Annotated in this window: 24 protein-coding genes and 1 riboswitch; of the genes, 15 read left to right on the top strand and 9 right to left on the bottom strand. The window is 60.8% G+C overall.

The annotated features are described in order from the left end of the window. Positions 1-13: 13 nt before the first annotated feature. On the bottom strand, positions 14-442 hold the full coding sequence (locus NJC40_RS21660) for a pseudoazurin (protein ID WP_045491818.1): 429 nt from the start codon (positions 440-442) through the stop codon (positions 14-16). After that, a complete protein-coding gene (locus NJC40_RS21655; RefSeq protein WP_253142236.1) occupies positions 439-1,452 on the bottom strand; it encodes an ABC transporter substrate-binding protein in 1,014 nt (337 codons plus the stop codon). The genes NJC40_RS21660 and NJC40_RS21655 overlap by 4 nt, the downstream gene beginning before the upstream one ends. A 121-nt stretch (positions 1,453-1,573) precedes the next feature. Continuing rightward, a riboswitch (cobalamin riboswitch) is annotated at positions 1,574-1,785 on the bottom strand. Positions 1,786-2,006: 221 nt separating this feature from the next. Here NJC40_RS21655 and NJC40_RS21650 point away from each other — a divergent pair. From NJC40_RS21650 to NJC40_RS21630, 5 genes are all read left to right on the top strand, one after another. Further along, positions 2,007-3,371, top strand: coding sequence for an MFS transporter (locus NJC40_RS21650; RefSeq protein ID WP_253142237.1), 1,365 nt, complete (start codon positions 2,007-2,009; stop codon positions 3,369-3,371). Between the two features lie 39 nt (positions 3,372-3,410). Further along, the gene (locus NJC40_RS21645) at positions 3,411-4,400 is read left to right on the top strand and encodes a LysR family transcriptional regulator (RefSeq protein ID WP_253142238.1); all 990 of its coding nucleotides are present in this window, start codon (positions 3,411-3,413) and stop codon (positions 4,398-4,400) included. Then, a complete protein-coding gene (locus NJC40_RS21640; protein WP_253142239.1) occupies positions 4,387-5,799 on the top strand; it encodes an aspartate ammonia-lyase in 1,413 nt (470 codons plus the stop codon). The genes NJC40_RS21645 and NJC40_RS21640 overlap by 14 nt, the downstream gene beginning before the upstream one ends. Before the next feature lie 133 nt (positions 5,800-5,932). Next, positions 5,933-6,922, top strand: coding sequence for an asparaginase (locus NJC40_RS21635; protein WP_253142240.1), 990 nt, complete (start codon positions 5,933-5,935; stop codon positions 6,920-6,922). Positions 6,923-7,113: 191 nt separating this feature from the next. After that, positions 7,114-7,638, top strand: coding sequence for a glyoxalase superfamily protein (locus tag NJC40_RS21630; protein ID WP_045491816.1), 525 nt, complete (start codon positions 7,114-7,116; stop codon positions 7,636-7,638). Positions 7,639-7,656: 18 nt separating this feature from the next. On the opposite strand, the gene NJC40_RS21625 is transcribed toward NJC40_RS21630, so the two are convergent. Then, positions 7,657-8,571, bottom strand: coding sequence for a LysR substrate-binding domain-containing protein (locus NJC40_RS21625; protein WP_253142241.1), 915 nt, complete (start codon positions 8,569-8,571; stop codon positions 7,657-7,659). A 93-nt stretch (positions 8,572-8,664) separates the two neighbouring features. Here NJC40_RS21625 and NJC40_RS21620 point away from each other — a divergent pair, with 93 nt between their 5' ends. Further along, on the top strand, positions 8,665-9,723 hold the full coding sequence (locus NJC40_RS21620; protein WP_253142242.1) for an NAD(P)H-dependent flavin oxidoreductase: 1,059 nt from the start codon (positions 8,665-8,667) through the stop codon (positions 9,721-9,723). Between the two features lie 252 nt (positions 9,724-9,975). After that, the gene (gene thpR / locus NJC40_RS21615) at positions 9,976-10,572 is read left to right on the top strand and encodes an RNA 2',3'-cyclic phosphodiesterase (RefSeq protein ID WP_045491813.1); all 597 of its coding nucleotides are present in this window, start codon (positions 9,976-9,978) and stop codon (positions 10,570-10,572) included. A 44-nt stretch (positions 10,573-10,616) separates the two neighbouring features. Here the strand turns inward: thpR and NJC40_RS21610 are convergent, their stop codons facing one another. Beyond that, positions 10,617-11,489: a LysR family transcriptional regulator gene (locus tag NJC40_RS21610; protein WP_045491812.1), complete on the bottom strand. Its 873-nt coding sequence runs from the start codon at positions 11,487-11,489 to the stop codon at positions 10,617-10,619. A 173-nt stretch (positions 11,490-11,662) separates the two neighbouring features. Here NJC40_RS21610 and NJC40_RS21605 point away from each other — a divergent pair, with 173 nt between their 5' ends. Both NJC40_RS21605 and dctA read left to right on the top strand, forming a co-directional pair. Beyond that, positions 11,663-12,832 carry a mandelate racemase/muconate lactonizing enzyme family protein gene (locus NJC40_RS21605; protein ID WP_253115753.1) on the top strand — a complete coding sequence of 390 codons (1,170 nt, stop codon included), beginning with the start codon at positions 11,663-11,665 and terminating at the stop codon, positions 12,830-12,832. Positions 12,833-13,053: 221 nt separating this feature from the next. Further along, positions 13,054-14,376, top strand: a complete 1,323-nt coding sequence (gene dctA, locus NJC40_RS21600; protein WP_253115755.1) for a C4-dicarboxylate transporter DctA — start codon at positions 13,054-13,056, stop codon at positions 14,374-14,376. 145 nt (positions 14,377-14,521) lie between these two features. Here the strand turns inward: dctA and NJC40_RS21595 are convergent, their stop codons facing one another. The 3 genes from NJC40_RS21595 to argC form a co-directional block, all read right to left on the bottom strand. Continuing rightward, entirely contained in the window at positions 14,522-15,313 is a 792-nt protein-coding gene (locus tag NJC40_RS21595; RefSeq protein WP_253142243.1) for an outer membrane protein OmpK, read from the bottom strand. Positions 15,314-15,432: 119 nt separating this feature from the next. Continuing rightward, positions 15,433-16,002 (bottom strand): histidine phosphatase family protein, encoded by a 570-nt coding sequence (locus tag NJC40_RS21590; RefSeq protein WP_253142244.1) that lies wholly within the window; start codon positions 16,000-16,002, stop codon positions 15,433-15,435. 64 nt (positions 16,003-16,066) lie between these two features. Continuing rightward, positions 16,067-17,005 (bottom strand): N-acetyl-gamma-glutamyl-phosphate reductase, encoded by a 939-nt coding sequence (gene argC / locus NJC40_RS21585; protein WP_253142245.1) that lies wholly within the window; start codon positions 17,003-17,005, stop codon positions 16,067-16,069. Between the two features lie 113 nt (positions 17,006-17,118). Between argC and NJC40_RS21580 the strand changes: the two genes are divergently transcribed. After that, positions 17,119-18,000 carry a LysR family transcriptional regulator gene (locus NJC40_RS21580; RefSeq protein ID WP_253142246.1) on the top strand — a complete coding sequence of 294 codons (882 nt, stop codon included), beginning with the start codon at positions 17,119-17,121 and terminating at the stop codon, positions 17,998-18,000. Positions 18,001-18,219: 219 nt separating this feature from the next. After that, on the top strand, positions 18,220-20,598 hold the full coding sequence (locus tag NJC40_RS21575; RefSeq protein ID WP_253142247.1) for a TonB-dependent receptor plug domain-containing protein: 2,379 nt from the start codon (positions 18,220-18,222) through the stop codon (positions 20,596-20,598). A gap of 320 nt (positions 20,599-20,918) precedes the next feature. On the opposite strand, the gene NJC40_RS21570 is transcribed toward NJC40_RS21575, so the two are convergent. Beyond that, on the bottom strand, positions 20,919-21,539 hold the full coding sequence (locus tag NJC40_RS21570) for a TetR/AcrR family transcriptional regulator (RefSeq protein WP_253142248.1): 621 nt from the start codon (positions 21,537-21,539) through the stop codon (positions 20,919-20,921). Between the two features lie 112 nt (positions 21,540-21,651). On the opposite strand from NJC40_RS21570, the gene NJC40_RS21565 reads away from it, so the two are divergent. Further along, positions 21,652-22,857, top strand: a complete 1,206-nt coding sequence (locus tag NJC40_RS21565; protein ID WP_253142249.1) for an MFS transporter — start codon at positions 21,652-21,654, stop codon at positions 22,855-22,857. Positions 22,858-22,979: 122 nt separating this feature from the next. On the opposite strand, the gene NJC40_RS21560 is transcribed toward NJC40_RS21565, so the two are convergent. Then, positions 22,980-23,879, bottom strand: a complete 900-nt coding sequence (locus NJC40_RS21560; RefSeq protein WP_253142250.1) for an AraC family transcriptional regulator — start codon at positions 23,877-23,879, stop codon at positions 22,980-22,982. A gap of 156 nt (positions 23,880-24,035) precedes the next feature. Here NJC40_RS21560 and NJC40_RS21555 point away from each other — a divergent pair, with 156 nt between their 5' ends. The 3 genes from NJC40_RS21555 (at position 24,036) to NJC40_RS21545 (ending at position 26,634) form a co-directional block, all read left to right on the top strand. Then, entirely contained in the window at positions 24,036-24,794 is a 759-nt protein-coding gene (locus tag NJC40_RS21555; RefSeq protein WP_253142251.1) for an SDR family NAD(P)-dependent oxidoreductase, read from the top strand. 50 nt (positions 24,795-24,844) lie between these two features. Continuing rightward, positions 24,845-25,528, top strand: a complete 684-nt coding sequence (locus NJC40_RS21550) for a glutathione S-transferase family protein (RefSeq protein ID WP_253142252.1) — start codon at positions 24,845-24,847, stop codon at positions 25,526-25,528. Positions 25,529-26,145: 617 nt separating this feature from the next. Further along, on the top strand, positions 26,146-26,634 hold the full coding sequence (locus NJC40_RS21545; protein ID WP_253142253.1) for a bifunctional diaminohydroxyphosphoribosylaminopyrimidine deaminase/5-amino-6-(5-phosphoribosylamino)uracil reductase RibD: 489 nt from the start codon (positions 26,146-26,148) through the stop codon (positions 26,632-26,634). Positions 26,635-26,641 lie beyond the last annotated feature (7 nt).

The following is a 26,641-nucleotide window of genomic DNA, read 5'->3' as shown; positions in this document are numbered from 1 at the left end:
CGCGTCCACCAACTTAGCGTGAAGCCCGCAAATTCTGCAGTTGCGTAGCAAAACGCTCTTTGGCCCGCGCCGGCAGGTCATCTGGCAGACCCGCCTGGCTATTTGCTTCACCCACCTGAATCAGCATGACCATGCCCATAGCCAGATGCGGAATGCACTGCACGCCGTACAGTCCCGGCACGCTGAAAGTGTGTTCGAACGGCTTGTTCAACGGGCTTTTGAAGGCATCGGCGCCCTGCGGTAGCAGGCCCGTCAGGCTGGCCGCGTTATGGCCGCTCTGGGTGGGCAGAAATCGCACCGTATCACCGGCAGCGATGTGCAGGTGATCCGGTTCATAGACCATGGCGCCCTCGGCGCCACGGGTGAGCATTTTGACTTCCCAGACTTCTGCTGTCGCTGGCAGTGCGATACCGAGCAGCAGCCAGCAGGCCAAACGTCTCATGGCTGTTCGGCCTTGCCACTGGCAAACGCGCTGGCCAGGGTTTCCAGGCCACGGAACAGGCGCACACCAGCCTGCATCGCATCAGCGTCGAGGATGATGATGCGGTTGTTTTTTACCGCGTCCATGTTTTTGGTCACCGGGTCTTGGTGGAGAAATTCCAGCTTCTTCTGGAAGTCGTCCGCCGGGAAGCGCCGACGGTCCATGCGCGCGATGATGATCCAGGTCGGGTTGGCCTTGGCCAGGGTTTCCCAGCCCACGGTCGGCCATTCTTCACTGGACTCGACCACGTTGCGCACGCCCAGGGTTTGCAGCATGAAGTCGGCAACACCCTGGCGGCCGGCAACGTAGGGGTCGATTTCCAGGTCGGCGCTGGAGAACCAGAACACCGCACTGGTGTTGCTCAGGTCCTTGCCGGCCAGTTTGCGGGTGGCGTTGTCCAGGCGTCCCTTCAGCTCGGCGTTCAACTGCTGGCCACGCTCCTGCACGTCGAAAATCTCGGCCAACTGGCTGACGCTTTTGTAGATGGTATCGATCTGGAAGTTCTGGGTGCGGGTGCCGTCGGCACCGACCAGGTTGTCCTTGCCCTCACAGTCCGAGGGCAGCAGGTAGGTGGGGATCTTCAGGTCGCTGAATTGCTCACGGGTTCCGACCACGCCTTGGGGGCCGACCATCCACTCGAACTGCACGGTCAGCAGTTGCGGCCGCTTGCCGATCACCGCCTCGAAGCTCGGATCGTTGTCGGCCAGGCGCTCGACCTTGTCGTTCTGCGCCTTGAACTCCGGCAGCACATTGTTGAACCACAACGAGGTGCCCACCAGTTTGTCGCCCAGCCCCAGCGAATAAAGAATTTCCGTGCCGGCCTGGCCGATGGTGACGGCGCGCTCGGGAGCCTGGGCGAAAGTCTGTGGCTTGCCACAGTTATCGATGGTCAACGGGTACTGGGTGGCGGCGGCCTGGGCCAGACCGGCAAGGCTGAACGTGGCGGCCAGGGTGATAAGGCGAGCGAGCATGCTGCGGTACTCCTGTCGAAGCTGCACAAAGGCAGGCGCCCGGACAGGCATCGATAAGCCCCATAAGCACAGGGCTGCACCCGGAGCCGGGCGCGGATGTCCATCCCGGACACCCCGCCGGTTGGTTGATTTTTTGCCGGCAGGTCTCCTGACTGGTGCGTCCTGGCCCGGCTCCGGCCTTCCCGGATCATTCGACCCAGTGGCATCGTGGAGCAGGCTCGGCACCTACAGTTGCGGGGGCAGTTCCGGTTCGCGGGTCAGGTGCTTGAGCCGCCTGGCGAGCGACGGATTCCCTATTAATTCCTGGTGGAAACCGGCGAGCGGCATGGTAGGGCATCGGGCGGCAAAGCGAAAGCGTCGATAGTTACTGCTGTTTTGTCCGGGCCCTGCGAGTGTGTTCTAAACCTCCGTCATCAACAATTAAGCAGGCTAGTATCAGTATTGCTGATACTGCAATTGCACATGCTGTTTCCCTGAACAAGCAGCCGTACACTCACTCGTACCCCGGTGGTTAATACCGGTCCCACAACTATAAGAAGCAAGTGGAGACACGAATGAGTCATTCAGTTTCGTTCGAAGATCTTCCGCTGAGCCGTTTTCATATCAGAACGGTATTCAGCGGCACGGGAGGACAGTTCAGCGACGGATTCGTATTGGGCATCATCGGCATTGCCGTCAGCATGGCGGCAGGCCCCTTGCAACTCACGGCTTTATGGATGGGGCTGCTGGGTGCTGCCTCATTGGCGGGGCTGTTTATCGGCAGCCTGTTTGCCGGCCCGCTGGCCGACAAGTTCGGTCGCCGCAGCATCTTCGCCTGGGACATGTTGCTGTTTGCAATTATTTCCGCCTCGCAGTTCTTTGTTACTTCAGCGGAGCAACTTCTGGTCCTGCGCTTATTGTTAGGGCTGGTGTTGGGCTTCGACTATGTCGTCAGTAAATCACTGGTGACCGAGTTTGCGCCGCGCCAGTATCGCGGGCGGCTGTTAAGTGTATTGGCGGCCGCCTGGGCGGCGGGTTATGTAGCGGCTTATCTGGTGGGTTTTGCCATCCGCGATATCGGTCCGGATGCCTGGCGTCTGATGCTGGCTCTGAGCGGGGTGCCGGCGTTGTTGATCCTGCCGTTTCGTCTGGGAGTACCCGAGTCGCCGATCTGGCTGATGGCTCGTGGTCGCACAGCCGAAGCCATGGCAATCGTGCAGGCCAGGTTCGGTCCGCACGTGACCTTGCCAGCGGCAGCACCGGCCACGCAGAAGAACCGCGGCAGCCTGGGTGAGCTGTTCAGCAAGCGCTGGCGCAAGAACACCTTGGTGGGCTGTGTGTTCTACACCTGCCAGGTGATCCCGTTCTTCGCCCTGGGCACTTTCTCGCCACGGGTACTGGAAGCGCTCAACGTGCAGGACAAGTTCGTCGGCGGGCTGGTCTACAACGTGCTGCTGATGACCGGCGCACTGCTGGGCCTGATGATCATCGACAAGATTTCGCGGCGGGCCTTTCTGGTCGGGACCTTCTATCTCAGCGCCCTGGGTCTGGGAGTACTGGCCTACGCCGGGTTCGGGCCGCTGGGCACCATCATTGCCTTCGGTTTCTTCGCCTGTGTGCTGGCCGCTGCGGTGAACCTGGAGTTCGTCTACCCCCCAGAACTGTTCCCGACCCACCTGCGGGCTTCCGGGATCGGCATGGCGGTGGCTGCCAGCCGCTTCGGTTCGGCCTTTGCCACCTTCCTGCTGCCGATCGCCGTGCAACAACTGGGCGTGCAGACCGCGCTGGGCGTGTGTGTCGGCGTGCTGCTGTTCGGTGGGCTGTTCTGCCACGCCTTTGCGCCGGAAACCAGCCAGCAAGACCTGGCCGGGGTCAAGCCGCTGGCTGGCAGCCCGGACGGCAGTTTCACGGTACAGGCGCCAAGCCCTGAAGGAAAATGATCGCTGGTTAACCATCGACCCGATCACGTGAGGATTCCCATGACTGGCACCCGATTCATCGACATGTACGCGGTACAGGTGTTCATCGCTGTAGCCGAGGAGGGCAGCATGTCTGCCGCGGCAAACCGCATGGGAATCTCACAGTCCGGGGTATCGCAAATGGTCCGGCAACTGGAGGACGAACTGGGCGTGGTACTGGTCGACCGTACCACCCGGCCTCTGAGCCTGACCCCGTTCGGCCTGGCGCTGCGCAACCGCGGTTCGATCCTCAACGAGGAAATCAGCAACCTCAAGGCCCAGGTGCTGGACGCCGGACGGGGCGTGAAGCCGGACCTGCGGATCGGCCTGGTGGACTCGTTTGCCTCGACCTGCGGCTCGATGTTCACCCGGCAGATGCTCGGCAAGGTGGCGCAGCTTTCGGTGCGCACCGGCCTCAGCCCGCAGCAGGGCGAGTCGCTGCTGCGTCGTGATCTGGACCTGATCGTCAGCAGCGATCCGTTGATGGATGCCAACGACCTGATCCGCTACCGGCTGTTTTCCGAGCGTTACTTCGCCATTACCCCGAAGGCGCTGAACAAACAGCTGAGCAGTCTGGACGACATCAGGGCGTTGGCCAATGTGTTGCCGGTGGTGCGTTTCAACCGCCAGTCCCAGGTCGGTCTGCAGATCGAGCGGCATCTGCGCGGCCTGAATGTGCGGGTGCCGAACCGGCTGGAGCTGGATAACGCTGATGCCCTGACCGCCATGGTAGCCGAGGGCATCGGCTGGGCGGTCACCAGCCCGATGTGCTTCCTGCAGGCCTCGGCCTGGGTGGAGAACGTCACTGCCCACTTAACCCCGGAGCTGGGCCTGGAACGCTCGTTGTACCTGGTGGCCCGGCGTAACGAATACAGCGCCTTCTTCGCAGATGCCTGCGAGTCGGCGCGTGAAGTCATCCTCAACTCCTTTGTGCCGAGGCTTGCAGCCCTGGGCAAAGGTGTCGAGGCCTTGGTCAGATTGGATGAGGGAGACACCCGTGAGTACTTTTGATCGTCTGGATGTGAGAGTTGAACAGGATTACGTCGGTACGGTGCAGATTCCGGCCGACAAGCTGTATGGCGTGAACTCGGTGCGCGGTTTCGACAACCTGAGCATTTCACCATTGACCGTGGCCCATTACCCGGCGTTTCGCGATGCCTTTGCTCAGTGCAAATGGGTCGCAGCGCTGGCCAACCTGGACAGCGGCGTACTGGCCGCCACGCAGTGTGAGGCCATTGTCTCTGCTTGCCGTGAGGTGATCGCCGGGCACTGCGATGATTCGCTGATCGTCGACCTGCTGGAGGGCTCCGGCGGTACGTCGACCAACATGAACTTCAACGAAGTCATCGCCAACCGTGCCCAGCAGTTTCTCGGCCACGCCCCCGGTGCTTATGAAAGCGTGCATCCCAATGATCACGTGAACATCTCGCAGTCGACCAACGACGTATACCCGGCGGCACTGAAGATCGCCACCTACGCAATGCTCGGTGGGCTGATTGCGGAAGTGGAAAAACTGGCCTTGCAATTCGACGCCAAGGCCGGGCAGTTCGCCGACATCCTGCACCTGGGCCGTACCTGCCTGCAGGACGCCCAACCAATGCGTCTGGGCCAGCTGTTCTCCGGCTACGCCTCGCTGACCCATCGGCTGGCGGTCGAGCTGGCCACGGTGCGTGATAAATTGCGCACCCTGCCACTGGGCGGCACCGCAATTGGCACCGGCTTTGGCGCGCCGGCCGCCTACCGCAAGGCGGTTTACCGCCATCTGGGTGTGATCACCGGTGTCGACTATCAGGCTCCGGACAATGCCTTCGATGCCATGCAGAACATGGATGTGTTCAGCCGCGTATCCGGTGAGTTGCGTACCTGTTCGGCCTCGCTGGCGAAAATCGCCACCGACCTGACGAAGTTGTCGTCCGGCCCGGTGGGCGGCATTGGTGAGTTGAAGCTGCCCGAAGCCCAGGCCGGCTCGTCGATCATGCCCGGCAAGGTCAACCCGGTGCTGCCGATGGCAATGATCCAGCTGAGTTTTGCGGTGATTGGCAACGATGTTGCGGTGGCCCAGGCGGCGCAGGCCGGTGAGCTGGAAATCAACCATTTCGAGCCGGTGGTCGCATCCCGGGTGTTCGACAGCATCACCCTGTTGACCCGTGGCATTCAGCGCTTTCGGGAAAAGTGCGTGGCCGGCATCCAGGCCGATGAAGCCCGTAATCTGGCGCACCTCACCGATTCCATGGCGGTGGCCACCGCGCTGGTGCCGGAACTGGGCTATGCCAAGGTCAGCAAGCTGGCGCGTCAGTCGGTACAGGAAGGCCGCACGCTGTTGGCAATCATGGAAGAGTCCGGGGTCATGACCCGTGCCGAAGCCATGACGGCCATTGAAAAAGCCTCGCACCCGGTGTTCGAAGCCTGAGATAGCCGTCCAATCGGCCAGATGATCAGGAGCGTCTGGCCACTTTCCCCTTACAGTGCAGAGCCAAATAATGAAAACAATCCATGCAGGCATTGCAGCCGTCGTTCTGACGTTCATTTCCGGTACATCCGTCATGGCTCAACAGCCGCTTCCCACCGTGGCCGTCCTGGCCACTGGCGGCACCATCGCAGGTACCGCCGAGCAGGCCAGCCAGACCACCGGCTACAAGCCGGGCGTGCTCTCGGCTCAAGCGCTGGTCGCCTCGGTACCGGCGCTGGACAAAGTGGCCCGCATCAACGCTGAGCAGGTTGCCAACGTCGGCAGCGACAATATGGACAACAGCCTGCTGCTCAAGCTGGCCAAACGGGTCAATACGCTGTTGCAGGACAAGGATGTATCGGGTGTGGTCATCACCCATGGCACCGACACCCTCGAAGAAACCGCCTACTTTCTCAATCTGGTGGTCAAGAGCGACAAGCCGGTAGTGGTCACCGGTTCCATGCGCCCGGCGACCGCCATCGGCGCTGATGGGCCGAGCAATATCCTCCAGGCGGTGAGCGTGGCGGCATCGCCCGAGGCCAAGGGGCGCGGGGTAATGATCGTGCTCAATGACCAGATCGGTGCGGCGCGTTTCACCAGCAAGACCGACGCCAATTCCCTGGATACCTTCAAATCGTTTGGCGCCGGGGCGTTGGGACGATTGGTCAACCAGCAGCCGTACTTCGACAACCGCGTGGCCCGACAGCATACGCTGCAGACGCCGTTCGACGTGTCGAAACTGGAGAGCTTGCCCAAAGTCGACATCATTTACGGTTATCAGAATGACAACGGCTACATGTACGACGCTGCGGTGGCGCATCAGGCCAAGGGCATCGTGGTGGCTGGGGTCGGCGCAGGCAGCGAATCGAACTTTGTGATCCCGTCGATCCGCAAGGCCATCGAGCAAGGGGTGATCGTGGTGCGTTCATCGCGTACCGGCGGCGGTTACATTCCTGCCGATGACGCCTATCCGGGCCTGTTGGGCGACAACCTCAATCCGCAGAAGGCGCGCATCCTGTTGATGCTGGCCCTGACCGTAAGCCAGGATCCGGCGCAGGTCCAGGCCATGTTCAGGCAGTTCTGAGTACTGCGCTTGCTGACAGTACGGGCCGGTGTGTAGCATCAGCACCGGTCTGACGCTGCCCGCCGCTCGCCCTGCGTCCTCTACCGGCCAGGAAGGTGAAAGCATCGCTGTACACACCCAACCCTATCGCTGCTTTCAAGCGTCGAGGCTTGGCAATGCGGGCACCGGACTGCCTTGACCGGAGAGCTGTGATGATCACCATTGAACAGGCCAAACAAATGGCCAAGCGCTTGCGCGCTGCGTTGCCCGATAGCGTACTTTCGCATAGCGCCGCGCTGGAACTGGTCGCCCAACAGTTGGGTTACAAGGACTGGAATGTTGCGGCAGCGCGGCTGCCCGAGCAGTCTGCACCGGCCGCGATCAGCTTCGCCAAACCAATCCCGATCCTGCGCAGCTTCGACGAAGCCAAGGCGCGGGAGTTCTATCTGGATTTCCTGGGTTTCAGTGTCGAGTTCGAACACCGCTTCGAGCCAGGCCTGCCGCTGTACCTGGGTATCGTACGCGATGGCCTGCAACTGCACTTGTCCGAACACCATGGCGATGCCAGCCCCGGCGCGACCATTTTCATTCCGATGCAGGGTGTCGAGGCGCTGCGCGATGAGCTGCACGCCAAGCAATACGGCTACGGACGCCCGCAAATCGTCGAGCAGGCCTGGGGGCGGCTGCTGGAAGTGCATGACCCGTTCGGTAACCGGTTGAGGTTCTGCGAAGACTGATACAGCGCTTTCGCGACCCTAGTCATGAAGCGGTTGCACTCTGTTCGCGGCTGAAGCCGCTCCTGCATGGTGCCGAATTATTTCGGCAAAACGTTCAAATGCCGGTGTGGCATAGCCCCTTCGCCACACCAGCCAGGTCGTGCGGTTGCCGAGGTCCAGAGTCGGCAACTGCACCGGATATTGGCACAGTTGCAAGACGCTGCGCGGCAACACCGTCACCGCCGCACCTGCGGCCACACAGGCCAGCATGGCGTGATAAGAGCCCAATTCCTGAAACTGCCAGCGCGGATCATTGGCCGTTTGCAGCGCCTGCTCGGCCAGCGCCCGATACGTGCAACCGGATTTGAACGCCGCCAAGGTGCGAGTGCGTACCTGAGCAGGTTTTTGCACTTCAGCCTCGCTGGCTGGCAGCAGGAGCAGCAGTTGTTCTTGCCAGAGTTGCATGCCTTGCAAGCCGCTGGTGGCCATCGCCAGTTCATCGTTCAAATCTTCGGGCAAGGCCACGAAGGCGCAGTCGAGCAAGCCCTGACGAAGCTGTTCGAGCAGCACCACCGAGGGGCCGGTGCTGATCAGTAAACGGGTTTGCGGATAAGCCAGGCTGTAGGCGGCCAGCGGCTCAGGCAAGCGACTGGCGGCGGTGCTTTCCATGCTGCCGACCCGCAGGCTGCCGCCCTCGGCGCTGCCGTTGAGCATCTGCCGTGCTTCATCCTCCAGCGCCAGCATGCGCCGGGCGTAGCTCAGGAACTGCTGGCCGGCCGGCGACAGGGCGATGCGTTTACCACTGCGAATGAACAGCTCGGTGGCAAGCTCTGCTTCCAGTTGCTGGATGCGCGTGGTGACATTCGAGGCCGCTCGACCCAGGCGCGCGGCGGCGCGAGTGATGCTCAGCTCGGCGGCCACAGCGTCGAAAATGCGCAGGCTTTCCAGATCCAATTAAATTCACCATTGAAGAATAATGTGATTATATTATTCTCAATATGATAATTATCAATCGCCGTTTTACTTGAGTATCCGCTGGAGCCGATCATGAGTTTTGCTAACGCATTTACTGCCCGGCTGGGCACCCATCCGATCATCCAGGCACCCATGGCCGGAGTTGCCACGTCTGAACTGGCAGCGGCGGTATCGAATGCAGGTGCGCTGGGCTCGTTGGGCATCGGCGCCAGCACGGTGGCCCAGGCCCGGCAGATGATCGAGCAGACCCAAGCACTGACCGACCGGCCATTCAACGTCAATGTGTTCTGTCATGCGCCCGCCGTGCGCGATGCTGCGCGCGAGCAGGCCTGGCTCAGGCACTTGCAGCCATTGTTCGATGAATTTGCAGCCGAGCCGCCGGCAGCCCTGGCAGAGATTTACAAGAGCTTTGCCGCCGATGATCAACTGTTCGAGATGTTGCTCGACACACGCCCGGCGGTGGTCAGTTTTCATTTCGGCCTGCCGTCTGGGGCGCAACTGCAAGCGTTCAAACAGGCCGGGATTTACACATTGGCCAGTGCCACCAATCTGCCCGAGGCACTGCAGATCCAACAGCTGGGCTTTGATGGCATCGTTGCTCAAGGCATTGAGGCCGGCGGGCACCGCGGGATGTTCGACCCGCAGGCGGTTGATGAGCGGTTGAGCACTTCGGTGCTGGTGCGGCTGCTGGTCAAGCACATCGACCTGCCGATCATTGCCGCTGGCGGCATCATGGACGGCCAGGGGATTCGGGCTGCGCTGGATCTAGGGGCGGCTGCCGCGCAACTGGGTACGGCTTTTATCCTCTGCCCCGAGTCGGCGGCCAACCAGGGTTATCGCGCCAATCTGAAAAGCCCGCGCGCGGCTGTGACCCGGCTGACCGCCACGCTGTCCGGGCGTCCGGCGCGGGGCATCGTCAATCGGTTTATCGAGCATGCCGAGCGGGGCGGTGTGCAGCCTGCGGCTTATCCTCTGGCCTATGATGCGGCCAAGCAGCTCAATGGCGCAGCGGCCAGGACCGGCAGCGATGAGTTTGCTGCGCATTGGGCCGGGCAGGGCGCACCGCTGGCCCGCCAGCTGCCGGCCCGCGAACTGGTTGAGTTGCTGGTGCAGGAGTGGCAAGGCCTGTAGGCGCGAGCTTGCTCGCGAGGGCGGCGGCACATTCGCTGCATTGCATCGGTGGTGGCTTTGTCGGGCTCTTCGTCGGAGTGCCGCCCATACCAAGGTAGCTCCGATAGAAGTGTGCAGCGTTTAACCGAACACTATCGGGCTTGAGTCGCGTTCTCCGTTCACCGGCGTTCAATTCTGTGAACTTCAACCGCTTGGCAACCCTCCATCGCAATAGGGTATGTTGGTACCGATTACTGCATGGAGGAACGCCCGATGAGCAGCAACGACTTCACCCCCAACGAGCCCTTCAAGCGGTTGTTCTTCGCCTTGCCTTGCGATGGTGCGCAAACCAAGGCCATTTCACGCTGGCGCTCGGACTTGAAACTGCGCGGCGGCCGTCCGGTACCGGCGGCGAATTTTCACCTGACCCTGATGTTTCTGGGCGATGTCGGCGTGTCACAGCTGCCAGCGATCACCGAGGCGGCTGCGCGCTTGCGCCCGCTGGCTGCGTCGCCGTCGATTGTGCTCGACCAACTGCAGGTCTGGCGGCGCAGCCAGGCCCTGGTGCTGGTGCCGGAGTACCCGCAAGCGGCCTTTTTGCGTTGGGTGTATGAACTGCAGCAGGCCATGCTGCCATTGGGCTTTGCCGTCGACCCTCGCGAGTTTCAGCCCCACGTGACCCTGCTGCGCGACTACCGTGGCGAGGTGCCGGAGGCGCCGTTGGGCACCGAGTTTCACCTGAGCGCCCGCGAGTTTGTCCTGTATGAGTCCTACAAGGGCAAGTATGAACCCCTGGCCCAGTGGCCGCTGGCCGAGGCACCGGTGAAAATCGAGCGACACCGGCCGCTGGTGCATCCGTTCGGGTTATAGACCGGTGGCCAAGCGACTGGGCCGATCAGGTAACTGAAAACTGTTCAGTCCAGCCCGGCCCAGAACGCTTCGGCAAACGGCGGCAAGGGTGCCAGCGGGCGGGTCAGGTGGATTTGCAGCGGAATGTCCCAGCTGTCATCCAGCGCCCGCACCAGCTTGCCGTCGGCCCGCTCCTGCTCGGTGAGGCTGTTGGGCAGCCAGGCCACGCCTTTGTTTTCAAGCGCCATGGAGGTGAGCACCGCGGCCAGATGACTGCTGAACGACGGTTGCAGGTGCAGGTAACCGGCCTTGTCTTGCAGGTGATGGTCGATGATCCGCCCCAGCCCTGACTCTTTGCTGTAAGCCAGGTAGGGCAGAGTTTGCAGGTCGGCGCTGAACCCGGCGTCGGCGCCCATCAGCGGAATCAGGCTGTCCTCACCGATGGCCTTGCTCAGGTACTGGCCCGGCGGCAGCTTCGGTGGCACCTGCGGGTGCCGATGGCTGATCAGAAACTGCACCTGGCCGTGCATCAGCAGCCGCTCACACTCGGCCATGCTGTCGGACTGCAGGCGCACCGCCTCAATCGGGGCGCCACGCCCGAGCTGGCGGATCCATTTCGGAAAAAACGTGAACGACAACGAATGGGTCGCCGAGAACCGGAGACTCTTGGCCGCCGTGCCGGCCACCTCACGGGCTTCTTCGCGGATGCGGTACAGGCGTGCTGCGGCATCCTGAACACTGGCCAGCACATGCTCGCCGGCCGGCGTCAAGGTTGCGCCCTGAGCCGAACGCTGGAACAGCTCGACCCCCATCCATTGCTCCAGCGCACGAATGCGTCGGCTGAATGCCGGTTGGGTCACATGCCGGGTTTGCGCTGCGCGAATAAAGCCGCCGTGTTCGGCCAGGGCGATGAAGTCTTCGAGCCAGACCAGTTCCATAGTGATGCTGCCTGTGCATGGGGGTGAACCGTTATAGCACGCCTAAAGCAAATATTTCGTACCCAGCCAAGTTCGGGCAATGCTGTTTCGGCATTGCCCGGCGCGATAACGGCATTATTCGCCACGGCGGGATGCGCCTAACGTTGTGCTCAACACAACAAGAGGACAGCGCCATGCGCATCGTTGATATCCGCGAAAAAACCGTCTCCATTGCCTCGCCCATTGCCAACGCTTACATCGACTTTTCGAAGATGACCTGCTCGGTGGTCGCGGTGGTCACCGATGTGATCCGCGACGGCAAGCCGGTGATCGGTTACGGCTTCAACTCCAATGGCCGTTATGGTCAGGGCGCGCTGATGCGCGACCGCTTCCTGGCGCGGATCAGCGAAGCCAGCCCCGAATCGCTGATCGATCAGGCCAACGACAACCTCGACCCGTTCGCCATCTGGAAAACCCTGATGACCAACGAGAAGCCCGGCGGTCATGGTGAGCGCTCGGTGGCGGTGGGCACCATCGACATGGCGGTCTGGGACGCGGTAGCCAAGATCGAAGGCAAGCCGCTGTACCGGCTGCTGGCCGACCGTTACCGCAATGGCGTAGCCGACGACAAGGTCTGGGTCTACGCCGCCGGCGGTTACTACTACCCCGGTAAGGACCACACCCAGCTCAAGGCCGAAATGCAGAGCTATCTGGACCGTGGCTACGACGTGGTGAAGATGAAAATTGGTGCCGTGCCGCTGGCCGAAGATTTGTCGCGCATCGAAGCGGTGCTGGATGTGGTCGGCAGTGGCAAGCGCCTGGCGGTAGACGCCAACGGCCGCTTCGACTTGAAAACCGCGATTGCCTACGCCGAAGCGCTCAAGCCATACGACCTGTTCTGGTATGAGGAAGCCGGTGATCCGCTGGACTACGCCCTGCAAGCCGAATTGGCCAACCACTATGACCTGCCGATGGCCACTGGTGAAAACCTGTTCTCCCACCAGGATGCGCGCAACCTGCTGCGCCACGGCGGCATGCGCCCGGACCGCGACTTCGTGCAGTTCGACTGCGCACTGTCTTACGGCTTGGTGGAGTACCTGCGCACCCTCGACGTGATGCAGGAGCTGGGCTGGTCGTCGCGGCGCGTGGTGCCGCACGGCGGGCATCAGATGTCGCTGAACATTGCTGCCGGTCTGCACCTGGGCGGTAACGAGTCCTACCCGGACGTGTTCCAGCCGTTTGGCGGCTTTGCCGACGGCATCCGCGTCGAAAACGGCTACGTCGGCCTGCCGGACATTCCGGGGGTGGGTTTCGAAGCCAAGGCCGCGCTGTATGAGGTGATGCGCGAGCTGGGCGAACGTTGATGCCCCGCAGCGGCCGTCTGGTGTGGCGGCCGCTGCCGGGGTGCCTCTAAAAACGTAGGCGAGGCAGGCAGCGCTAGGCGAAATCAGGCGAGAAAGCGGATTTTACGGGTTGTAAATGAGCATTTTGAGCCTGATTTCAACAACGCGATGGCCACGCAGGTAGTTTTTAGAGGTGCCCTTCTGCATGCCCTCCCAACAAGAACAAGACGAGGTGCGACAACATGGAAAAGTCCGGTTCCCGCTGGTACAGCCAGCTCTATGTGCAGGTGCTGATCGGCATCGTCATCGGTGGTCTGCTGGGTTACTTCGAACCTGGCTTCGGCGCCAAACTGCAACCGCTGGCCGATGGTTTCATCAAGCTGATCAAGATGCTGCTGGCGCCGATCATCTTCGGCACGGTGGTGGTTGGTATGGCCAAGATGGGCAGCATCAAGGAGGTCGGGCGCATTGGTGTCAAAGCGCTGATCTACTTTGAAATCCTCTCTACCATTGCCCTGGTCATCGGCCTGGTGGTGGTCAATATCCTCAAGCCCGGCGAGGGCATGAATATTGACTCCAGCAAGCTCGATGGCAGCACCATCAGCAAGTACACCCAGGTCGCGCATGAGCAGGGCGGTACGGTGGACTTCTTCCTTGGCATTATTCCCAACACCTTTGTCGATGCTTTCGCCAAAGGTTCGATGCTGCAGGTGATCCTGCTGTCGGTGCTGATGGGCGTGGCGCTGGTGCAGATGGGGCCGGTCGCCAAACCGTTGATCAACATCATTGATCTGTTGCTGCAAGGGTTGTTCAAAATCGTGGCGATGGTCATGCGCCTGGCACCTATCGGTGCCGGTGCAGGCATGGCGTTCACCATCGGCAAGTACGGTATCGGCACCTTGCTGTCGTTGGGGCAACTGCTGATCGCGCTGTATGTCACCACCTTGCTGTTCATCCTGATCATTCTCGGCGCGGTGGCGCGCTGGTCTGGCCTGCCGTTGATGCAGTTCCTGCGCTACTTCAAGGATGAAATCCTGATCGTGCTCGGCACCTGTTCCACTGAGTCGGTGCTGCCGCGGATGATGGCCAAGCTGGAAAAACTCGGTTGCCAGAAATCGGTGGTCGGCATGGTGTTGCCCACCGGGTTCACCTTCAATGCTGACGGCACCTGCATCTACCTGACCATGGCCGCGATTTTCGTTGCCCAAGCCACCAACACGCCGCTGACGGTCATGGACCAGTGCGTCTTACTGGGTGTACTGCTGCTGACCTCGAAAGGCTCGGCGGGTGTCGCCGGTGCGGGTTTTGTGACCCTGGCCGCAACCCTGACCACCATTCACACCATTCCACTGGTGGGGCTGGTGCTGTTGTTGGGTATCGACCGCTTCCTCAATGAGGCGCGGGCCGTGACCAACCTGATCGGCAATGGCATCGGCACCATCGCGATTGCCAAGTGGGACAACGCCTTTGATCTGGCTACGGCAAAGCGCGAGATCGCCGCGCTGGATAACGGCAAGGTGTCGACGGTTGAAGCGCAGGGTGCGCCCAAGACTGAAAAGAGCTGAAGCCAGTGCGCGACCGTTCTCGCTCGTAGGAGCTGCTTCAGCAGCGAAGGCTTCCCGGCTAAAGCGGATCGCCGACCGGCCGGTCTACGGAGTCCCGTGTTTGCCGTGCGACAGCGCGGCAAACACCCAGTCAAACAGCGCTGGCTCAGAAGTGGTATTTGACCAGCAGGCTGGTGGTGTTCTGGTCGGTCGCAAACACCTGGCTGTCTTTAATCCCGTATTTGTCCGACCAGTAATCATACTCCACGCCGACATACAGATGTTTGGCCTCGTAACCCAGGCTCTTGCCCAGGTCGTACTTGATCTGCGGGTTGAAGTGCAAGTTGGCATGGTAGTCGCTCTGCTTGCCGCCGCTGCTGGACTTGTTATTGACCACCCAGTCGATGAAGCCGTCGATCACCAGGTTCGAGTTGCCCAATGGCAGGGTGTACGACCAGGCCGGGGTGATCTGCCAGGCACCGGCACGCACCCGGTCACCGTCAGGCTGGCGGTAGTAGAAGTTCAGCTGGAAATAGTCAAAGCCGGGAACCGCCAGGTCGAAACCCGGACCAAGCAGGTAAGCATCCACATCGTCATCGCCGAACTCCCAGGTGCTGGCTAGCAGCACGTCCTTGATAGGGCCGAACGACAGGTCGGTGTTGAACAGCTTGCCAGCGCTCAGTCGCGGGCTGATTTCGCCATACATGTTGTGGTGGCCGTTGCCCGACTTCGCACCGTTGAACCAGATGTTATCGACAAACACAAACAGATCGCCCCAGGTCCAGGCGCTGGCATGTTCCAGGGTGATGGTCTGCTGGATCGCCGGGTCGATCTTGAAGTTCTTGCCGTACAGGTAAGTGATGCTTTCGTCATGCCACAGCAACGGGCTCTGGGCCACGGCGCTTGTAGAGCCAAGCAGGCCAATGGTGAAAAGTGACGAAGCCAGGGTTGTTTTCATTACTGCATCCATCAAGAGAATCGGAGATCAACAGGCGCACGCTGAGCTGCGATTGTTTTCAACAAGGCAGCAGGTGGTCATGCGCCGGACCGGGTTGGACTGACCTCAGGCGGGTCAGGTCACACGCTGCTTGCGGGCAGCCTGTACACCGCCGCACTCCAATAGCCCTGGCCGTCACGGGAGTGACGGGTCCAGCCTTGGGCTTGCAGTTGCTTGCCGATCAGACGATTCATGAAGCCGTGACCCATCAACAGCAGCGGGCCTTCGTCGGCCATTGATTGCAAGCGCGAGGCGGCCTGGGCTGCGCGCGCCCGGGCCTGATCGGCGGACTCGACCTGGCCGTTGAAACCGCACAGCCAGCGCATGCGCAGAATGAACGCCCAGGTGAACGGCGACAGACGTGGCAGGGGCCAGCGTCCATGGGGTAATTGAGCCTCGCAAAACAGGCTTTCGCTCAGTTGCGGCTCTAGGCCTAGCGCAGCCAGTGAAGCGAGCGCCCTCGGCGCGCTGCTGGAAATGACCCGCCTGGCCCGACCGGCCAGCTCCAGGCTGGCCTGGGAAGGTGGCTGGGCGGTGATCGAGGCAGCTTCGTAGTCGGCAATCCAGCCGCGCATGGCAGCGGGTGAAAGCTTTGCGACACTGGCCAACGCGGGCTGGCCGTGGCGCATGAGGATGATTTCCCTGTTCAATCTACAACGGTCCCTGTGTTTGGAGTGGCCGGCGATTAGAACATGGTGACGGCCATTTTTCTTGTCAGGCGCCGCTGAGCATCAGATCCAGATTCTGTACCGCGGCACCCGCTGCGCCTTTGCCGAGGTTGTCGAACACTGCTGCCAGCAAGGCGTGCTCGTCATGTTCGAAAACCATCAGGCGCAGCGCATCGGTGCCATTGAGCGCCTGTGGGTCGAGGTGGCTCAGTGCCGCAGACTGTTGCAGCGGCATCACCTGCACGTAGTCGCTGGCAGCGTAATGCTGCGCCAGGCAGGCGTGCAGATCGGCGGCGCGGGTGCGTTGGTTCGCCTGCCGCGAGGGCAGCAGCCGCAGCTGCAGCGGCACGGTGAGCACGATCCCTTGGCGGAAAGCGCCGTAGGCCGGGATGAACAGCGGCCGTTGGTTCAGCCCGCTGTGCTGCTGGATTTCCGGTACGTGCTTGTGCGTCAGCCCCAATCCATAAACCTGAAAGGCCGGCGCGTCGGCGGCATGTGCGCCCTCGTACTGCTCGATGCCGGCGCGGCCTTTGCCGGAGTAGCCCGACACGGCATTAATACTGAGCGGGTAATCGGCAGGCAGCAGGCCGGCATCCAGCAACGGCCGCAACAAGCCAATCGCCCCGGTGGGGTAGCAGCCAGGGTTGCTCACGCGCCGGGCCTTGGCAATCTGTTCGGCCTGCCCGGCGTGCATCTGGGCAAAGCCATAGGTCCAGCCGGCGCTGGTGCGGTGCGCAGAGCTGGCATCAATCACTCGTACCGCAGGGTTTTCAATCATCGCGACGGCGTCGCGGGCGGCGTCATCCGGCAGGCATAAAATGGCGATGTCGCAAGCATTCAGGGCCTCGGCACGCAGCAGCGGGTCTTTGCGCCGCTCGGCTGGCAGGGTCAGCAACTGCAGGCCGGTGCGCCCTTGCAGACGCTGCTGGATTTGCAGCCCGGTGGTGCCTTGGTCGCCATCGATGAAGATCAGGGGTGTACTCATGAAGCTGTTCTCGCGTGAGGAATCAACCCGGCGAATATTCGGTTGATACCTAAGATAGTGAAAGTTGAATTTAAAAATGCTTTCATTCAGTTTTTCTGAATGAGTGCTGTGCCATGCGTGAAGTCAGCCTCGACCGTCTGCGTACCCTGGTGACGATTGCCGACCTGGGGTCGTTCGCTCAAGCGGCGCGGGCGCTCAACCTCGCCGCGCCGACGGTCAGCCTGCACATTGCCGACCTTGAGGCGCGGGTGGGCGCTGCACTGCTGTCGCGTACCCGCGGGCAGGTGCAGCCTACCGCCATCGGTGAAACGCTGATCGTGCGGGCCCGCAACCTGCTGGCCGAAGCCGACCAGGCGCTGGAGGAAGTGCAACGTCAGGTCCAAGGGCTGGCCGGACGGGTACGGCTGGGCGCATCCACCGGTGCAATTGCGCAGTTGATGCCTCAGGCCCTGGAAATTCTCGGTGAGCGGCATCCGTCTATCGACGTCCAGGTTGCGGTGCTGACCTCTCAGGAAACCTTGCATCGGTTGGCCTGCGGGGCGCTGGACATTGGTTTGGTCGCTTTGCCGCAGGCGCCAGCCAAGGGGTTGTGCATCGAGCCGTGGCGGCGTGATCCGGTCATGGCTTTTCTGCCGGCCCGTTGGCAATGCCCCGAGATCATCACACCAGCCTGGCTGGCCCGTCAGCCGCTGATTCTCAATGACAGCAGCACCCGACTGGCGCGCCTGACCAGCGAGTGGTTTGCCGCTGATGAGTGTCATCCCGTGGCGCGTATCGAGCTTAACTACAACGATGCGATAAAAAGCCTGGTGGCGGCGGGCTACGGTGCCACGCTGCTGCCCCATGAGGCGGCCACCCCGGCGCCTGACCCGCGCATCGTGATGCGGCCCTTGCAGCCGCCGTTATGGCGCCAGTTGGGGATTGCCCATCGCGCCGCCCGCTGTGAACGCGCCACAACCCATGTGCTGGAGGTGTTGCGGGAGTTGCGCGTCTGAACAGAATGGCGTGCTGCGCGGCCTGTGAATCCAAACCCAATTGCACTTGCATATTTCTAAGTCGTATTTAAAAACCACATTTAAATCGCGTTAGGATATATGTCATCGGGCCACCGTTATTCAAATCATAATGACCAGATGATCGCCACCGTCCGCCGCACGGATCGCTCGTCACGGCTGGGGCTGCCTGCCTCGGTAAAGGGATTCAAGGGGAGCGGTATGAGGAGTTTCAAGCGTCATTTGTTGGCCACGGCAATCGTTTCGGCCAATCTGTTGGGCGTCAGCACCTTTGCGGGGGCAGAGGAAGCGGCGCAGGAGTCTTCGACCCTGAGCACGGTGATCGTCACCGGTACCCGCGCTCAGGAGCGCACCGCCAGCGCGTCGCTGTCACCGATTGATGTGATCAGCGGCGATGCCCTGCGCAGCACCGGCTCCGCCGAGTTGGGCGCGGTGTTGGCCAAGCTGATTCCATCGATCAACTTTCCACGCCCCAGCCTGGTGGACGGCGCCGAGCTGACCCGCCCGGCGCAGTTGCGCGGGCTGTCGCCGGACCAGGTGTTGGTGCTGGTCAACGGCAAGCGCCGCCACACGTCGGCGTTCATTAACCTGGGCGGCGCGGTGGGGCGCGGTTCGGCACCGGCGGATCTGAACGCCATCCCGCTGTCGGCCATCGAGCGTATCGAAGTGCTGCGTGACGGGGCTTCGGCGCGTTATGGCTCCGATGCGATTGCCGGGGTGATCAACGTCATTCTGAAAAGCGCGGACAACGGCGGTACGGTCTCGACCCGCTTCGGCCAGTACAAAAAAGGCGATGGCATCCAGCGCCAGGTGGCCGGCAATACCGGTTTTGCACTGGGTGAGAACGGCTTTATCAACCTGTCCGCCGAAGGCGCCAACAACGACTACACCGACCGCGCCGGTGATGATTTCCGCGCCGCGAGCATCGGCTCGACCACCTACGGCCAGCATGTATTCCGTCAGGGTGAGCCGGCCAGTGAAGAGGGCAAGATCCAGTTCAACAGCGAGTACAGCTTCAACGATGCGGCCGAGTTCTACAGCTTCGGCGGTTACAGCAAGCGTCGTGGCGAAACTGCTGCCTTCTACCGGGCCAGCAACGCGTCGAACAACAACCCGGCAATTTTCCCCAACGGCTACCTGCCTCTGATTCGCGGCACCCTGGAAGACACCACCCTGGTGGCCGGTCTGCGTGGCGAACTGGCTTACGACTGGCACTACGACCTGTCGGCCAACTACGGCAAAAACAGCTACGAAATCCACACCAAGACCATCAACACCTCGCTCGGCCTGGCCACGCCGCGTTCGTTCTATAACGGCACCCTGACCAACGACCAGAAGCAGCTCAGCCTCGATCTGTCTCGCGAGTTCAGCGCGTCCTGGCTGCCCAACCCGGTGTCGGTGGCGTTCGGTACTGAATACCTGCGCCAGGGTTATCAGATTGCTGCCGGCCAGGCTGAATCGTACTTCCAGAGCGGCAGCTCGGGGCTGGCAGGCTTCCGCGCTTCGGACGCCGGTAGCACCTCACGGCATAACTTCGCCCAGTACCTGGACCTGGAAACCAACTTCACCGACAAACTCAGCGCCTCGGCTGCGGTGCGCCATGAGGACTACAGTGATTTCGGCTCCAACGTCAGCGGGGCGATATCGGCCCGTTACGACTTCACCCCGCAGGTCGCGTTGCGCGGCAGCGTCTCCACCGGCTTCCGTGCACCGTCGCTGGCCCAGCAAAACTTTGCCTTCACCTCCTCGCAACTGATCGGCAACAGCATCCAGGAAGCCGGCACCTTCCCGGCCAGCAGCCGCGTGGCGCAACTGCTGGGTGCTGAAGACCTGGAAGCGGAAAAGTCGCGTAACTACAGCCTGGGTCTGGTGCTCGAACCGCTGGACAACCTGACTGTGACCGCCGATGTGTACCGCATCGACATCAAGGACCGCATCTCGCTGTCGTCCAACCTGGTGCTCAACAACGCCGCGGCCAACTACCTGCGGGCCAACGGGGTAGGGGACATCAACTACACCTCGGTGCGCTACTTCACCAACGCCACCGACACCAGCACCGACGGCGTCGATCTGGTTGCCAACTACCGTTACCGGTTCGACAACGGCGTGCGCTGGAACAGCACCCTGGGCTACAACTACAGCCACACCAAAGTCACCGACGTCAAAGCCAACCCCGGCGTGCTCAGCCAGTTGGGCGTCGATCTGGTGCGCGTCGACCGCCGCGAGCGCATCGGCTTGCTGGGCGACACCACGCCCAAGCACAAGCTGAGCTTCGGCAACGACTTTACCTTCGGCAACTGGGCACTGCATTCCAACCTGGTGCGTTACGGTGAGTTCACCAGCTACCAGGCCGACCCGGTCAACGACCAGACCTTCAGCGCCGCCTGGCTGCTGGACCTGTCGGTGGACTACAACTGGAACAACTGGACCTTCACCGTGGGCGGCGACAACGTCACCGACCAATACCCGGAGAAGCTCAACAGCTTCGCCAACAGCGGCGGCAACCTGGCGTACAGCACCTACTCGCCTTATGGGTACAGCGGTGCGTTCTACTATGCGCAGGTGGCGTATAGCTGGTAAGTGATACCGTTGAAAAAGCCCGCAGACCCGGATGAATTCGGGGTTGCGGGCTTTTTTCTAGCTGAGTAAAGCGAAATCCGCAGGGGCGGCTGGGCGGCGATGCGCTTTAGCCTCGAAGCCTTCGCTGCTGAAGCTCCTACACGCTAATGCCGATCAGTTAAAAGACTTTGGGGCTTGGCCAGATACCTGTGGACGCGACCTTGATCTGGACGGCATACCGACGAAAGTGCCAGTAAACCCGGCGTATTTACTGTGAATGTAATGCCGTCTTCACGAGCGAGCTCGTTCCCACAGAGACCGCATCGACCTGACGCCTGTATTCAATGCCCGGCAGCGCGCAAGCCATCCCACATTCCCATCATCTGCGTTACCGCAGCGTCCAGCGTTTCATGCGCCACGCCATCGCGTGCCAAGGTCGACAAGCCAAGCAGAAAGCTGTCGAAGGCAGCAGCAAGCGTCTCGGGGATCACCGTCGCGGGCAATTCACCTGCCGCGACAGCGCGTTCGACGCATGCAGCCATGGCGGTACGGTTGAGGATTCGGGTGCGCATCAGCGGTTCGGCGATGGCCTTGCTCTCTTCTGAGCACGCGCTCATCAACCCTAGCGACACCAGGCACCCCTTGGGATGATCGGGCTCGCATTGCATTTTCGCCGAGCGGCGCAGGGCGGTTTCAATGGCTTCTCGGGGCGGCAGGGTTGTATCGAACAGGCTGTCGGTGACCCGGCCGTGGGTGTCGAGATAGCGCTCGACCACTTCATTGAACAGCGCCTGTTTCGAGCCAAACGCGGCGTAAAAACTCGGCGCGCTAATACCGCCGCCCATCCCGGCCTTGAGTTGGCTGAGCGAGGTCGCGTCATAGCCATGCTCCCAAAACAGGTGCAGCGCCTGAGTGATTGCCAGGTCACGATCAAACGTGCGTGGCCGACCCATCTGTGCCATGTCAAATCCTCATGCAGAATGATTTAAATACTAGTCGATACATAAGTCGTTGACCACCCGCCCGGATCACGCCTAACATCTGTATCGATCAGTATATAAATTGAGGTGTTAAATGGTTACCGATGAGAAACACAGCGAGAAGCTGCCGCTTGGGGCGTTACTGGCACTGGCGATGGCCGGTTTTATCTGCATCGTGACCGAGACGTTGCCTGCCGGCTTGCTGCCTGAGATCAGTAATGGCCTGGACGTTTCGGCATCGCTTGCAGGGCAGATGGTGACGGTTTATGCGCTGGGTTCGTTGCTGGCGGCCATTCCGCTGACCATCGCCACGCAAGGCTGGCGGCGCAGAACGGTGTTGTTGCTGACGGTGGTCGGCTTTCTGCTGTTCAACACGGTCACGGCGTTGTCGTCCAGCTACTGGCTGACCCTGGTGGCGAGGTTTTTTGCGGGAGTCTCGGCAGGTCTGGCCTGGAGCCTGATTGCCGGTTATGCACGGCGCATGGTTGCTCCGCACTTGCAGGGCCGTGCGCTGGCGGTGGCGATGCTGGGCGCACCTGTCGCCTTGTCACTGGGCGTGCCGCTGGGCACCTGGCTGGGTGGGCTCATGGGCTGGCGTATGGCGTTCGGGCTGATGTCCGCAATGACCCTGCTGCTCATCGTCTGGGTGCTGGTCAAAGTACCTGACTACCCTGGCCAGGCGGCCTCGCAGCGTATGGCACTGCGTCAGGTTTTCCTCACGCCCGGTGTGCGTTCGGTGCTGGCTGTGGTGTTCACCTGGATGCTGGCACACAACATTCTTTATACCTATGTCGCGCCGTTTGTTGCCAACGCCGGGCTGGCCAATGACGTCGATCTGGTCTTGCTGGCATTTGGTGTTGCGGCGCTGGCAGGCATCTGGATCACAGGGCAGCTGGTTGACCGTCACCTGCGTAAGGCTGTGCTGGCCAGCCTGGCGACCTTCGCAGCGGTTGCGGTTCTGTTCGGCCTGTTTTCAGCGTCGGCGCTGGCGATTTACGTCGGCGCGTTCATCTGGGGCCTGACCTTTGGCGGCGCCGCCACCCTGTTGCAGACCGCGCTGGCCGACTCGGCAGGTGAGGGCGCTGATGTCGCGCTGTCCATGAACGTGGTGGTCTGGAACAGTGCCATCGCCGCTGCCGGGCTACTCGGCGGCGTGCTGCTCGGTCAATGGGGCGTCAGTTCTTTTGCATGGGTTTTGGTGGTGTTGTTACTGCTGAGCCTGGTCATTGCATGGCGGGCGAGTGTGCATGGGTTTGCGAAGGGGCACCGGCAGGCCGGTCAGGTGATCATTGCGCATTGATGGGCCGTTCATGGACGCCCTGAGGGCGGAAAAACGGCTCAGGTGTTCTGCGCCAAGTCGCCTCTCAGGCGTTGGATAACTGCACTGTCACTGCCTGTCTGGTTCTCATCTTGATCTGCCATCTACACCCTGATTGGATTGCCTATTGCCTGCCGGATCTCGCGTACATCACGTGCAGGCGATGCGCCGAATTGGCGCAAATATTCGCGGCTGAACTGCGATGAGCTTTCATAGCCGACAGCGAACGCCACGTCAGCCGCTCGATGCTCGCCAGCAAGCAAGAGCTGGCGAGCTTCCTGCAATCTGAGCTGTTTTTGATACTGGACAGGACTAAGACCGGTCATCGACAGAAAATGGCGATGCAGGCTCGCCCGGCTCATACCGCTTGCATCGCACAACGCCTCGATGCGAAGCCGGGTATTGTAATGATCCCTGATCCAGGCAACGGCACGCCGAATGCTACCCAGGGGGCCCTCAGGTTGAGCGATCTGCCGCAGGAGCCTTCCCTGCGGCCCTTGCAAGAGACGATAAAGCAATTCCCGTTCGACCATGGGGCCGAGAATCGGGATATCGTCAGGTGTATCGAGTAGCGACAGCAAACGAAGTAGGGTGCCTCGAAGCGGAGCGGTCATTGGGTTTATCGCGATGCCAATGCCCTTTTGCTCGCTCTCGCGTACCGGCGGCATCGCTGCGGCCAATTCAGCCAATATGGCCGGATCCAGCACGATCGATAGTGCCACATAAGGCCGCCCTCCTTCAGCATCAAGAATTTGCCCGATCAAAGGTAGATCCAAGGCGCTGATAAGATATTGCTCGCTGTTGTAACTCAGCAGATTGTCGTTGATCGCAACGCGTTTCGAGCCTTGCAGGATGAAGCAAATCATTGAACGGTACAGACAGGGCGCCTTGTCGGTAGAGCCCTGACCCACGCAGATATCCACACGGGGGATCTGGGTGATGGTCAAACCCGGTGGCGCGTGGCGCAGGGCTATATCGAGGTGCGGGGCAAGATCGTCGGTCATGCGGCGATTATGCCAACGCCTCGCGAGTGCGCAAGACACTTGAGACAATCAGGCAATGAACTGAGCTTATTGGACGTGTGTTGAAAAACGGTCAACGCCTATCTTGATCTGGTCAAGAAAGCGCCGCAGGGCGCGCTTAACCTACAGAGATATCCCATGACCAATCAGATCGCACTCATCACCGGCGCCAGCCGTGGCCTTGGCCGCAATATGGCGCTTCATCTCGCCAAGCGCGGCGTCCATGTCATCGGTACCTATCGCAGTAGCTCTGCAGAGGCCGAGACATTGAAACAGGAGATCGAAGCTTTGGGCGGCAAAGCCTTGATGCTGCCGCTCGAGATCACCGTGACCAGCAGCTATCCCGCTTTCGTAAGGGCGGTGACCAGTACGCTGCAGAACGACTTCGGCCGTGAACGCTTCGACTTCCTCATCAACAATGCCGGTAATGGGCTCTTCTCGAACTTTGTTGACGCAACCGAAGTCCAGTTTGACTCATTGGTTGCCACTCACCTTCGTGGGCCAATTTTTCTGACCCAGAAACTGTTGCCAATCATGGAAGATGGCGGTCGTGTCCTGAACGTATCGTCCGGCTTCGTGCGTTTTACCCTGCCGGGCTACAGCGTGTATGCAGCAGTAAAGGCCGCGATCGAAGTTCTAACCCGTTACTTGGCCGTAGAGCTTGGCTCGCGCCAAATTCGGGTCAATGCAATTGCCCCAGGTGCCATCGCAACCGACTTCGGCGGTGGTGCGGTACGTGACAACAAGGAGGTGAACGCATACGTGGCACAGGGCATCGCGCTTGGCCGTGTCGGTCTGCCAGACGATATCGGTGGTGCGGTAGCCGCGATCCTGTCCGATGACATGGCTTGGGCCAATGGGACGACTTTTGACATTTCCGGCGGGCAATTGCTGTAGCGATAGCCGCATCGACTCCCATCCCGTCGCAGCCTTGCCGAGAGATCACCATGTCGAACGCCCGACTTACACTCATCAGCCATCCGTTGTGCCCGTTTGTGCAGCGAGCGGCGATTGTCTTGCTGGAAAAAAATGTGTCCTTCGAGAGAGTCGATGTCGACCTCGTCTACAAGCCAGATTGGTTGCTGGCGCTATCGTCGACAGGAAAGGTGCCTTTGCTTAAGGTGGAGCGGCCAAATAGGGCAGACACGATACTGTTCGAGAGCATGGCCATCTGCGAATACCTCAATGAAACGCAGGGTGGCGTCAGTCTCTATTCCAACAACGCACTCTCACGTGCGCAACAGCGTGCCTGGATAGAGTTTGGCGCCGCGGCGCTTGCAGATGCCTGGCAGTTTCTCAACGCCCAAGACCTTGAAATCGCTGAGAACAAGAAAGCTGTCTTTCGAAGCAAACTGCAGCGGCTTGAAAACGAGCTAGATCAAGTGCCCTATTTTTCCGGATCAGCGTTCAGCATGGTCGATGTAGTGTTTGCACCACTTTTTCGTTACTTCGACGTGCTGAGCCCAGTCGTCTCCCAGCGGATCTTCAACAACCTTCCTCGCGTCACAGCGTGGCGGGGTTCGCTGGCAAACAGGCCGAGTGTGGTTTCTGCTGTGCGGGACGATTATGCTGAGTTATTTCAACAGCACTTGGTTAAGCAGCAGGCGATAGTCTCAGGTTTTATTCGCTAAATAGAACCTCAGATCGTAAGTGATCCACGATCCCCACATTCAAACCGCCAAGCAGAAGCCTGATGCTGGGCTCCCGAATTATTTCCGCAGCCTTGGCCATGATGCGTCCCGACGCCAAAGTCGAAAGGTAAGTTTTGAAATACTCACCATTGCTGCAGGCGGTAACAGAGTGCTCATCGAACGACTCGATAAGTTCGAGCGCGCTGATGGCAGCGAGATTGGAGCCACGAAAGTAATGGGTATATTGGAGCTTGGAGGCGATTAGATCACTGCATGGAGAGATTGCTTTGATGTGAACTTCGCTCAGAAAATCTTCGATAGCCAGTAGACAGTGCAGCGACTGTGCCTTCCGTTGATTTCCAACACTCCGTAACACGAGATGCAAGGCTTACCATCGAAGCACCTCCTGGCAAATCTCTGCATATTTGCGTGAAGAGTGTGTTGATGATTAAACAGACTGTACCGTTCTCACGTATACTTTTTCGCTAGAAAAAAGAATATGAACAGCGGATGTGCCTCGTGGGCGCAAGCTTTGTTTGGACGCCGCGAACGTGTGCAATCGGGGTTCAGTATCCAATCCCCCAAACACCTCCATCCCGCAACACAAGGATTCAGCCATGTCGCTAACCGCTGAGCACTCTATATTCTCGGAATCAGACCGGCTGTTCATGAATCAGGCACTGGAGCAGGGCCGGCGCGCATTGCCCGGCTGCCAGCCGAACCCGCCGGTGGGTTGCGTCATCGTGCGCCATGGCGTTGTTGTCGCCAGCGGCTACACGCAGCCGCCGGGGCAGCATCATGCGGAGGCGATGGCGCTGTCCCGGTTGGCGCCAGGCCTCGATGAGCTGACGGCCTATGTGACGCTGGAGCCTTGCTCGTTCGCGGGGCGCACGCCTTCCTGTGCGCTGGCTCTGGTCAGTTCGGGGATCAAGCGCGTGCATGTCGCGATGCTGGACCCTGACCCGCGCAATGCTGGCGCGGGTATCGCGATTCTTCAGCAAGCGGGGATAGCGGTTACGCTTGGCTTGCTTGAAGAGCAGGCTGGCGAGGATCTGGGCGCGTACCTGCATCGCGGCCTCGGTCTGCTCGAAAAACCAGGTCAATGATATACGC

The sequence above is a fragment of the Pseudomonas sp. 21LCFQ02 genome, assembly GCF_024129895.2.
Classification (GTDB): Bacteria; Pseudomonadota; Gammaproteobacteria; order Pseudomonadales; family Pseudomonadaceae; genus Aquipseudomonas.
The sequence above is the reverse complement of the archived record's forward strand: the minus strand, read 5'-3'. Positions and strand labels throughout refer to the sequence as shown.

Coding starts and splice junctions, on each gene's coding strand:
- NJC40_RS21660 (WP_045491818.1), bottom strand. CDS start 442: ATGAGACGTTTGGCCTGCTGGCTGCTGCTCGGTATCGCACTGCCAGCG.
- NJC40_RS21655 (WP_253142236.1), bottom strand. CDS start 1,452: ATGCTCGCTCGCCTTATCACCCTGGCCGCCACGTTCAGCCTTGCCGGT.
- NJC40_RS21650 (WP_253142237.1), top strand. CDS start 2,007: ATGAGTCATTCAGTTTCGTTCGAAGATCTTCCGCTGAGCCGTTTTCAT.
- NJC40_RS21645 (WP_253142238.1), top strand. CDS start 3,411: ATGACTGGCACCCGATTCATCGACATGTACGCGGTACAGGTGTTCATC.
- NJC40_RS21635 (WP_253142240.1), top strand. CDS start 5,933: ATGGCTCAACAGCCGCTTCCCACCGTGGCCGTCCTGGCCACTGGCGGC.
- NJC40_RS21630 (WP_045491816.1), top strand. CDS start 7,114: ATGATCACCATTGAACAGGCCAAACAAATGGCCAAGCGCTTGCGCGCT.
- NJC40_RS21620 (WP_253142242.1), top strand. CDS start 8,665: ATGAGTTTTGCTAACGCATTTACTGCCCGGCTGGGCACCCATCCGATC.
- thpR (WP_045491813.1), top strand. CDS start 9,976: ATGAGCAGCAACGACTTCACCCCCAACGAGCCCTTCAAGCGGTTGTTC.
- NJC40_RS21610 (WP_045491812.1), bottom strand. CDS start 11,489: ATGGAACTGGTCTGGCTCGAAGACTTCATCGCCCTGGCCGAACACGGC.
- NJC40_RS21605 (WP_253115753.1), top strand. CDS start 11,663: ATGCGCATCGTTGATATCCGCGAAAAAACCGTCTCCATTGCCTCGCCC.
- dctA (WP_253115755.1), top strand. CDS start 13,054: ATGGAAAAGTCCGGTTCCCGCTGGTACAGCCAGCTCTATGTGCAGGTG.
- NJC40_RS21595 (WP_253142243.1), bottom strand. CDS start 15,313: ATGAAAACAACCCTGGCTTCGTCACTTTTCACCATTGGCCTGCTTGGC.
- argC (WP_253142245.1), bottom strand. CDS start 17,005: ATGAGTACACCCCTGATCTTCATCGATGGCGACCAAGGCACCACCGGG.
- NJC40_RS21580 (WP_253142246.1), top strand. CDS start 17,119: ATGCGTGAAGTCAGCCTCGACCGTCTGCGTACCCTGGTGACGATTGCC.
- NJC40_RS21575 (WP_253142247.1), top strand. CDS start 18,220: ATGAGGAGTTTCAAGCGTCATTTGTTGGCCACGGCAATCGTTTCGGCC.
- NJC40_RS21570 (WP_253142248.1), bottom strand. CDS start 21,539: ATGGCACAGATGGGTCGGCCACGCACGTTTGATCGTGACCTGGCAATC.
- NJC40_RS21565 (WP_253142249.1), top strand. CDS start 21,652: ATGGTTACCGATGAGAAACACAGCGAGAAGCTGCCGCTTGGGGCGTTA.
- NJC40_RS21560 (WP_253142250.1), bottom strand. CDS start 23,879: ATGACCGACGATCTTGCCCCGCACCTCGATATAGCCCTGCGCCACGCG.
- NJC40_RS21555 (WP_253142251.1), top strand. CDS start 24,036: ATGACCAATCAGATCGCACTCATCACCGGCGCCAGCCGTGGCCTTGGC.
- NJC40_RS21550 (WP_253142252.1), top strand. CDS start 24,845: ATGTCGAACGCCCGACTTACACTCATCAGCCATCCGTTGTGCCCGTTT.
- NJC40_RS21545 (WP_253142253.1), top strand. CDS start 26,146: ATGTCGCTAACCGCTGAGCACTCTATATTCTCGGAATCAGACCGGCTG.